8 protein-coding genes and 2 tRNA genes are annotated in these 9217 nt (G+C 70.4%); 2 read left to right on the top strand and 8 right to left on the bottom strand.

Annotated features, from left to right (window positions below):
- The 3 genes from OPF83_RS17045 to OPF83_RS17055 form a co-directional block, all read right to left on the bottom strand.
- Positions 1-680: PaaI family thioesterase (locus tag OPF83_RS17045; RefSeq protein ID WP_264888827.1), on the bottom strand; the 680-nt coding region annotated here is incomplete at its 3' end.
- 88 nt (positions 681-768) lie between these two features.
- The gene (locus OPF83_RS17050) at positions 769-1527 is read right to left on the bottom strand and encodes a PaaI family thioesterase (protein ID WP_264888828.1); all 759 of its coding nucleotides are present in this window, start codon (positions 1525-1527) and stop codon (positions 769-771) included.
- Positions 1524-2972 (bottom strand): FAD-dependent oxidoreductase, encoded by a 1449-nt coding sequence (locus OPF83_RS17055; protein ID WP_264888829.1) that lies wholly within the window; start codon positions 2970-2972, stop codon positions 1524-1526. Before OPF83_RS17055 ends, OPF83_RS17050 begins: the two co-directional genes overlap by 4 nt.
- A 55-nt stretch (positions 2973-3027) precedes the next feature.
- On the opposite strand from OPF83_RS17055, the gene OPF83_RS17060 reads away from it, so the two are divergent.
- Together OPF83_RS17060 and OPF83_RS17065 are read left to right on the top strand one after the other, a co-directional pair.
- On the top strand, positions 3028-3603 hold the full coding sequence (locus tag OPF83_RS17060; protein WP_264888830.1) for a nuclear transport factor 2 family protein: 576 nt from the start codon (positions 3028-3030) through the stop codon (positions 3601-3603).
- 123 nt (positions 3604-3726) lie between these two features.
- A complete protein-coding gene (locus OPF83_RS17065) occupies positions 3727-4200 on the top strand; it encodes a hypothetical protein (protein ID WP_264888831.1) in 474 nt (157 codons plus the stop codon).
- A gap of 11 nt (positions 4201-4211) precedes the next feature.
- Here the strand turns inward: OPF83_RS17065 and OPF83_RS17070 are convergent, their stop codons facing one another.
- From OPF83_RS17070 to gyrA, 5 genes are all read right to left on the bottom strand, one after another.
- The gene (locus OPF83_RS17070; RefSeq protein WP_264888833.1) at positions 4212-5450 is read right to left on the bottom strand and encodes an MFS transporter; all 1239 of its coding nucleotides are present in this window, start codon (positions 5448-5450) and stop codon (positions 4212-4214) included.
- A gap of 57 nt (positions 5451-5507) precedes the next feature.
- Positions 5508-5580 (bottom strand) — tRNA-Ala (locus OPF83_RS17075).
- 81 nt (positions 5581-5661) lie between these two features.
- A tRNA-Ile gene (locus OPF83_RS17080) sits at positions 5662-5735 on the bottom strand.
- A 90-nt stretch (positions 5736-5825) separates the two neighbouring features.
- Entirely contained in the window at positions 5826-6539 is a 714-nt protein-coding gene (locus OPF83_RS17085) for a DUF3566 domain-containing protein (protein ID WP_264888834.1), read from the bottom strand.
- Positions 6540-6542: 3 nt separating this feature from the next.
- The gene (gyrA, locus tag OPF83_RS17090) at positions 6543-9071 is read right to left on the bottom strand and encodes a DNA gyrase subunit A (protein ID WP_264888835.1); all 2529 of its coding nucleotides are present in this window, start codon (positions 9069-9071) and stop codon (positions 6543-6545) included.
- Positions 9072-9217 lie beyond the last annotated feature (146 nt).

The following is a 9217-nucleotide window of genomic DNA, read 5'->3' on the forward strand; positions in this document are numbered from 1 at the left end:
CCCTTGTCCTCGTCGCGGATCCCGCGCGGCTCGATGAACAGCCCCTCCGCGGTCGCGCAGAGCCTGTCGCCGGCGTGCAGCGTGCCGGAGGTCCAGATCTTTCGGCCCTCGACCCGGACCTGCCGGGCGTCGAATCGCAGTGGCGCACCCAGCGGGGTCGGCGACTTGTACGAAATATTGAGGTCCGCCGTCAGGCCCACGCTCCCAGCCGCCGCGTTGGCCAGGCCCAGCATCTCGTCGAACACCAGCGCCACGATCCCACCGTGCACGCACCCGGGAGGGCCCTGGTACTCGATCCCCAGCTCCAGCTCGCACCGCACGGTTCCGTCCGGGAACGCGACCGGCTCCAGCGGGGGCGAGACCGGGTTGCGCGCGCCGATCGCCGGGTTGGCGCCCAGGTGCTCCGGGGTGCCCCACGAGGTGAACGCCCTGGGATCCACCCTCGTGCCGGCCTCCTCGAGCCGGTCGGACAGCCCCCGCACGATGGCCACCGCGTCATGGACATCGGTGAAGGTCGACCCCGCCACGAGTCCCCGCAGCCGCCGCAGCTCGGCGGCCAGCTCGAGGTGGCCCGAACCGTCGTCCTCCTGCTGGAGGAACCGGTGCCCCTCGGCGGAGGTCACCACGCGGTCGGACGGGCCGGACGTGTTGTCGAGGAATTCACGGGGATCAGAGGTCACGGCCACTCAATCTACTCGGGACGGCCCCGCCGGCCGTACCCCGGCCACGGGCGGGCGCAGCCCCGGCCACCCGCCAGCGCAGCCCTGGTCACTGGCCGCCGCCGGCCCCGGACCAGTCCTTCGGGATGACGAACAGGCCCTCCGCGGTGGCGGTCACCGTGTCGCCGACGTGGATCGCGCCCTGCGACCACACCTTGCGCTCCTCGACGCGCACCGGCCGGCCGGTCAACACGATCGGCTCGAGGATCGGGGTGGCGCCGCGGTAGTCGATGTCCAGGTACATGGTCATGCCGGTGGTCCCCGAGTGGCGGTTCGCCCGGCCCAGGATCGCGTCGAACAGCATCGCCACCACGCCGCCGTGCACGCGGCCGGGCGGGCCCTGGTACTCGATTCCCAGCGTCAGCTCGGCACGCAGGGTGCCGTCCTCGAACCGCTCGTACTCTGCCGGCGGGGCCAGCACGTTCGCCCGCCCGATCACCGGGCAGGTTGTGATGTAGGTGCCGGTCGACCACATGGTCTCCAGCCGCTCCCGTGAGCTCGCCGACGCCGCCTCCAGCTCGTCCGCCACCCGGCGGAGCTGTTCGGTGTACGGCCCCAGGTCGGCGCTGAACACCCCGCCGGTCGTCAGGGCACGGATCCTGCGCACCTGCTCCACCAGGTCGAACAGGCCAGCCTCGTCGTCGTCGGCCCTGTCCACCGGTGGCCCCGGACCCCGCGGGGCCTCCAGGACCGACGGGTCCACCTCCGGGCGCGGTCGGCGCGGGAACCCGGACGCCGGCACGTCGCCGCCGGACCCCGCCGGACCAGCCCTGTCCGGACCGGTGGCTCCCCCGCCCGGCCCGGTCACGACGCCGACGCCGCCCCGCGGCCCGCGCGACGGCCGAAGAACGACCCGTCGCCCAGCGACGTGCCCGAGATGTAGCCCTCACCGTGCAGCCCGTGCGTGCAACGCCCGGCGGCGAACAGTCCCGGGATCGGCTCGCCGGCGCGGTCGAGCACGCGCGACTCCAGGTCCGTGTGCAGGCCACCGAGCGTGAAGCCCTGCGCCTTGATCGGCAGGCCGTTGAAGTTGTCCGGACCGCCCGCACCCGTCGGATACGCACCGAACGGCGGCTCGAGCGGCCTGACCCACTGCGCGTTCTTGCCGAACTGCGGGTCCTCGCCCCGCGCTGCGCCCTCGTTGTACCGGCGCAGCTGGGCGGCCAGCGCCTCCGGCGGCAGGCCACAGTCGGCGGCGAGCTCCTCGATGGTCTCGGCGGCGTGCATGGGCTGCATGCCCCACAGCTCGGACTCGGGCACGTCCTCGATGCCCTTCTCGTCGATGATCACCCACACCGGGGCCGGCCGGTGGTGCACGGCGGCGTGGCAGTACAGGCCCGGGTAGACCTCCTCGTTGATGAAGCGGTGGCCGTCGCCGTCGACGAGCATCGAGCCCACCACCAGGCGGGGGATGACGAGCATCACGGTCTCGGTCTGGTGCATGCGGCGCACCGCCGCGCCGGCCTCGATTCCCATCTCGATGCCCGAGCCGTCGTCGCGGCCGTCGGAGACCCTGTCCTTGCCGAGCTGCTGCGGCGCCCACTGCTCGAGCATGCGGTCGTTGTCCACGAACCCGCCGGTGGCCAGGACCACGCCGCCGGTGGCGCGGTACTCGCGCTCCTCGCTGAACTCGGTGGCGCGCACCCCCACCACGCGGCCGTCCTCGACGATGAGCGAGCGGGCCTTGATGTCGCAGATCAGCTGCACGCCGGCCTTCTCCGCGGTGGCGACGAGCGCGTCCATGAGGACGTTGCCCGCGAAGTTCGGCGCGGGCGGACGGTGCCCGCGCGCGGCGGGTGTGGCGACGGAGGCGAACGGCTGGGCGCGCTCGCCCATCCACATCAGGCCCGAGTCGTCGCCGGGCATCCAGGTGGGGGTGTCCCAGAGCTTGTGGTTGAATACCGCACCGTGGGAGACCAGCCAGTCGTGGTGCTCGACTGCGCCGGTGCAGTAGGCGTCGATCTTGGCCTCGTCCGCGTTCGGGCCGAGCGCGGCCGTGAGGAAGGTGCGCATGTCCTCGACGGTGTCCTTGATCCCCAGCGCCTGCTGGGTCGCGGTGCCGCCGCCGAGGTAGACCTCGCCGCCGGACTGCGCCGACGAGCCGCCCGGTCCGGAGGCACCCTCGAGGACGATCACGCTCGAGCCGGCCTCGGCGGCCTCGATGGCCGCGCACGCGCCGGCGATGCCCATGCCCACCACCACGACGTCCGCCGTGGCGACGGCTGGACGGGTGTCTGAAGAAGTGTCCGTCATGGGCCGAACTATAACGTGTTCTCGCTCGGTGAGGTGGGGCACTAGGGTCGAGGACATGACTTCCCCTCACGGCTCCTCGAGACTCGACGCCCTCGAGGAACGTCTCGCCGCCGCCGAAGCCCGACTCGCCTCCACGCAGGACCGGGTCACCGAATCCCTCGCCCGCCTCGACGCCGCCCAGGACGAGCTCGCCGTCCTGCGGATCCTCGCCGCCTACTCCCCGCGCGTCGACTCCGGGGACGCCGAGGGCGTGGCCTCCCTCTGGACCTCCGACGGCGTCTACGACGTGGACACGGGTCGCCTCGACGGCCACGGCGACCTGGTCGAGATGGTCACCGGCGAGGCGCACCAGGGCCTCATCCACCACGGCTGCGGGCACGTCCCCAGCCTGCCGCTGGTCCTCGTCGACGGAGACCGCGCGGTGGCGACCGGCTACACCCAGCTCGTCGTGCGCTCGTCCAAGCCCGGTCGGTACACCGTGCTGCGCGTGACCGCGAGCCGGTGGGAACTGGAACGGCGCGGCGACGCCGACGCCCCGGACCGTGGGTGGCGCGTGGTCCTGCGCACCGCCCGCGCGGTGTCCGACGACGGCGAGGGCCGCGCACTCCTGGGACGGTCGCGCGAGATGTAGCCCGCACGCCGCCGCTGCACCGCCGCTGCCCATGCACTAGACGGAGTGGAGCCCGCGCGACTGGGGCATCGGGCGGGAGGAACTCTCCGACCGTCATCGACCTGCACGGGTAGCGTGGCCGTCATGACGCGTCGCCGGCCACCCACCGATCCGACCCTGCGTGCGGCCCGACTCACGCTGCTCACCGCCTCGGCCATCACGCTCGGCTTCCAGTCGATCATCTCCTCGGTCGTCTACCCGCAGCTGTTCGACGGCACCAGCCACGGGATCGCCGAACGCCAGGCCGATCACGCCCGCCGCATCGCGCCGGTCGCGCTCACCCTCTATTCCTCCACCCTGGGTGCGGCGGCGTGGGCGACGTACGGCTCGCTGACCTCCGGCGAGCGCAGTGGCCGGCTCGCCACCGCCGTGGCGTGCGCGAGTGGGATCGCCGGTCCCCTGGTCACCGCCGGTGTGTTGCCGCTGCACGCCGGCATCGCGCAGGAGCAGATCACCCGGCCGAGGATCGCCGCACTGATGGCCTCCGACCGGCTACGGACGGGGCTCGCTGCGGTGGGCGTGGTGGCGGCGGCCCAGGCGCTCAGCCGGCAGGGCTGATCCTGTAGCGCTCACGCCTGTGCGCCCGACGCGGGATCGGACCCGCCGTCGAGCGCACCCGGCCGCGAGATGATCACCGTCGCCGTGATCGCGATCAGCGCCACCACCGCCGCGAGCAGGTGATACGCGCCGGTCAGCCCCAGGAACTCGGACAGGAACGCGGCGAGTACCGCCGGCAGGCCGAGCGCCAGGTAGGCCACCACGAAGAAGGTCGACAACACACTGCCGCGCACCTCGTCGGGTACGCCCCGAGCCGCAAGTGTCGACGCCATGAGGAAGGTCAGGCCCATCCCGAGCCCCACCACCGCCATGGCCGACACGAATCCCGCCGCGGATCGAAGGGCCACCGCCAGCGACGCCGCGGCAAGTCCGCTCACCACGAGTACCGAGCCCCAGACGACGCCCCGGCGGTGGTCATCGGTACCGAACCGCAGGTTCCACACCAGCTGGGACACCGCCGACGCCCCCTGCAGCGTGGCGATCACCATTGCGGTGACGAGATAGTCCGACCGGCCCATCAAGTCCTTGACCAGCGCTCCGCCCAGACCGAGGTACACCCCTCCCACGGACCACGAGACCACCACGCACATCGAGGCCAGGACGAAGGTGCCTCGGGCGGCCGGGGGGACGGACAGCCGCTGCGGCCGAAGCGCCTGCCGGAGTGTCGTCGTCCCACCCCCGGCGGTCTCGGGGACCAGCACCGCCACGGCGACCACCAGGGCGAAGGACACCGCCGCGATCACCACGTACGGGTACACCAGCGGCTGCGCGGACCACGCGGCGATGAACCCGGCCAACAGGACTCCCACTGCCATCCCCGAGTTCAGGGTGGTGCCGTTGACCAGCGCGCCGATCCTCGCGTCGCGCCGTGGATGCAGTTCGACCAGCGCCGCACCGGCCGCGCCCGTCACCAGGCCCACCCCGACACCCTGGATCACCCGCGCGGCGATGAGCCCTCCCACGCCCGTCGACAGCGCCATCCCCACCATGCTCAGCCCGACCAACGCCATTCCCGCCATCACCACCGGCCGTCGGCCGACCGCGTCCGACAGGCGGCCCAGGAAGATCAGCGGGACGAGCACGGCCACGCAATAGGCGGCGAACACGACGGTGATCATGGTGCCGCTGGTGCCCCACAGTGCCTGGTAATCGACGTACAGGGGCGAGGGCGTGGCGCTGGACATGAGGGCGAACAGCACCACCAGGACGATGACCGCGAACGGGGTCCAACGATGGAGAAGAGGGGGCACGTCTACCGACTGTGCCATGACCGGTCCAAGCCTGGATTTCCGGTGCATCGTGAATTGTGGAGCCTAGGGGATTCGAACCCCTGACATCTGCCTTGCAAAGGCAGCGCTCTACCAACTGAGCTAAGGCCCCGTGCGCCGACCTGATGGCCGACACGCCCTCCAAGCATGAACGCCGGACCCGGTGTGCGGATCCGGCGTCTGCCTGTCGGAGTGGGCCTAGGAGGACTTGAACCTCCGACCTCCAAATTATCAGTTTGGCGCTCTAACCACCTGAGCTATAGGCCCTCGTACCGAGAGATGAATCTACCCGACGCGTTCCGACAATCCCAAATCGAGGCCTCACCTGCGCCCGGTCCTCGCGGCGATCGCGGCCGCTCAGCTCCGCCGATCCCCGAGCGTCACCTGGACACCACCACCGGTGAGACCGGCAGCGAGGTTGTAGATGAACACCGCCAGGGTGGCGAGGATCGAGAGCAGCAGGACGTTGAGCAGTCCCACTCCACTACTGTAGAGGAAGATCGTCGACGGCCCGATCACCGAGGCGGACTCGTCGCCGGCCACGCCGGAGAGCAGTCCGCCGAGCCGGTCCCAGACACCCATCCCGGACAGCAGGAGGTAGGTGACGCCGATCGCGACCATCCACACGAGGAAGAGCGCGAACATCAGGCCGAGCACGGTGGTGAACGCCGACCACGGGTCGATGCGGCGCAGCACTAGCGTCGACTCGAGCGGTCCGCGGCGCTCCGCCGGCGAGATGATCGGCGCGGCCTGGCCCGCCGCTCCGCCGGAATACGCCCGGGAGACCCCGCCGGAGCCCTCGGCCCGGTTGGGGGCGGCGGCCGCGGGGAACCGGGTGGTCTCGGCGGTCGATCCGTCCGTGGTCGAGGCCGCCGTGGTCGAGGACGTCGGAGCCGCGTCGGCCGGAGTCGAGGCCGCCGAAGTCGACGACGACGAGCCCGGCCCCTGAGACGACGTGGCCGCGTCAGACGCGCTCGTCTCCGGCGTGGTGCCGGGGGCCCCGTAGCCGGGTGTCGGGGCGGACCCCTTGGGTGCTGGACCGTCGGTGCCCGGGTCGGTCGGCTCGGTCATGGGTTACGCCTCCTCGACGGACTCGGCCTCGGACCGGTCCTCCTCGTCTGGCTCGTCTGCGTTGCGGGCGATTGCCAGCAGCGCGTCGCCCTCCGCCAGGTTCATCAGGCGCACGCCCTTGGTCTGGCGTCCGGCCTTGCGGACCTGCTTGGCGAACGTGCGGATCACGCCACCGCTGGAGGTGATGGCGTAAAGCTCGTCCTGCAGTTCCACGATCGTCGCACCGACGAGCTTGCCGCGCTTGGGATCGAACTGGAGAGTCAGCACGCCCTTGCCGCCGCGGCCCTGTGCGGTGTACTCGGTCAGCGCGGTGCGCTTGGAGTAGCCGCGCTCGGTCGCCACGAGCAGGAAGTACTTCTCCTGCTCGGAGGTGTCGGCCCGCACGACCGACATGCTCAGCAGCGCGTCGCCGTCGTTGAACCGCATGCCCATGACACCGGACGTGGCGCGGCCCATCGGGCGCAGCGTGTCGTCGTTGGCGTGGAAGCGGATCGACTGGCCCTTCTCCGAGACGAGCAGCAGGTCGTCGTCGGGTCCGGCCAGAGCCGCACCGACAAGCTCGTCGCCGTCGCGCAGGTTGACGGCGATGAGTCCGCCGGAGCGCGGTGAGTCGTAGTCCTCGAGGCGCGACTTCTTGACCAGGCCGTTGCTGGTCGCGAGGACCAGGTACGGGGCGTCCTGGTAGCCCTTGATCCGGATGACGCCGGCGATGCGCTCTTCCGGCTGGAACGCCAGGAGGTTTGCGACGTGCTGGCCACGGGCGGTGCGGTTGGCCTCGGGCAGCTCGTAGGCCTTGATTCGGTAGACGCGGCCCTTGGTGGTGAAGAACAGCAGCCAGTCGTGCGTTGAGGAGACGAAGAAGTGACGCACGATGTCGTCCTGCTTCAGCTCGGCACCGCGGACGCCCTTGCCGCCGCGCTTCTGGGCGCGATACAGGTCGGTGCGGGTCCGCTTGGCGTAGCCGGTCTCGGTGATGGTGACCACCACGTCCTCGCGGGCGATGAGGTCCTCGTCGGTGACGTCGCCGTCGGCGGGGATGATGACCGTGCGACGGTCGTCGCCGTACTTCTCGACGATCTCGCGGAGCTCGTCGCCGACGATCGCGCGCTGACGCTCGGGCCGGGCGAGGATGTCCTTGTAGTCGGCGATCTCTTCCTCGATCGCGGCGAGCTGGTCGATGATCTTCTGCCGCTCGAGCGCCGCGAGACGCCGCAGCTGCATGTCGAGGATGGCCTGCGCCTGGTCGTCGTCGATATCCAGGAGGTCCTTGAGGCCCTGGCGCGCGATGTCGACGGTCTCCGACGCGCGGATCAGGGCGATGACCTCGTCCAGCGCGTCGAGCGCCTTGACCAGTCCGCGCAGGATGTGGGCGCGCTTCTCGGCCTCGTCGAGCAGGTACTGGGTCCGTCGGACGATCACTTCGATCTGGTGCGTGACGTACAGGCGCACCAAGTGGTCGATCGACAGGGTGCGGGGCACACCGTCGACGATCGAGAGCATGTTGGCGCCGAACGACGTCTGCAGCTGCGAGTGCTTGTAGAGGTTGTTGAGCACGACCTTCGCCACGGCGTCACGCTTGAGCGTGATCACGATGCGCAGGCCGACGCGGTCCGAGGACTCGTCGTCGATCTTGGAGATGCCGGCGATCTTGCCGTCGCGCAGCTGCTCGGCGATCGACAGGATCATGTTGTCCGGGTTGACCTCATAGGGCAGCTCGGTGATCACGATGACCGTGCGGTTGCCCTCCTCCTCGATGGAGGTCTTGCCGCGCATGCGGATCGAGCCGCGTCCGGTGCGGTAGGCGTCCTTGATGCCCTGGTCGCCCACGATGAAGCCGGCCGTCGGGAAGTCCGGTCCCTTAATGCGCTCCATGCACGCCTCGAGGGCCTCCTCCTCGGTGGCCTCGGGGTTGTCGAGCATCCAGTAGACGGCCTCGGCGACCTCGCGCAGGTTGTGCGGCGGCATCTTGGTGGCCATACCCACGGCGATGCCGCTGGAGCCGTTGATGAGGAGATTCGGCACGCGCGACGGCAGGACCACGGGTTCCTGCGTCTTGCCGTCGTAGTTCGGCTGGAAGTCGACCGTGTTCTTGTCGATGTCCCGGACCATCTCCATGGCCAGCGGGGTCATCTTGCACTCGGTGTAACGCATGGCGGCCGCGCCGTCGTTGCCGCGGGAGCCGAAGTTCCCCTGGCCGTCGACCATCGGGTACCGCATCGCCCACGGCTGTGCCAGGCGGACGAGCGTGTCGTAGATCGCCGAGTCGCCGTGCGGGTGGAAGTTACCCATGGTGTCGGCGACGGGCTTGGCCGACTTCACGTAGCTGCGGTCGGGGCGGTAGCCGTTGTCCCACATCGCGTAGAGGATGCGGCGGTGCACGGGCTTGAGTCCGTCCCGCACGTCCGGCAACGCTCGCCCGACGATGACGCTCATCGAGTAGTCGATGTAGCTCTTCTGCATCTCGGCCTGGATGTCGACCGGTTCGATCCGGTCGTGTCCCCCAGCCTCGGGCGGCAACGTCGTGTCCGTCATGGGCTCCTCTTCGTCTCGCGCTCGGCCGACGCCAGCAGGCGCCAATCCGACCGGCCCAGTCTATAGGTCCTGCGGAAACGATCGGTGCTCGCACGCGGCCTGTCCTCTATATCCTCGCCACGATTCGCCGCCCCAACCGCGATCCA

It is taken from the genome of Dietzia sp. NCCP-2495 (assembly GCF_026011735.1).
Taxonomy (GTDB): Bacteria; Actinomycetota; Actinomycetes; order Mycobacteriales; family Mycobacteriaceae; genus Dietzia.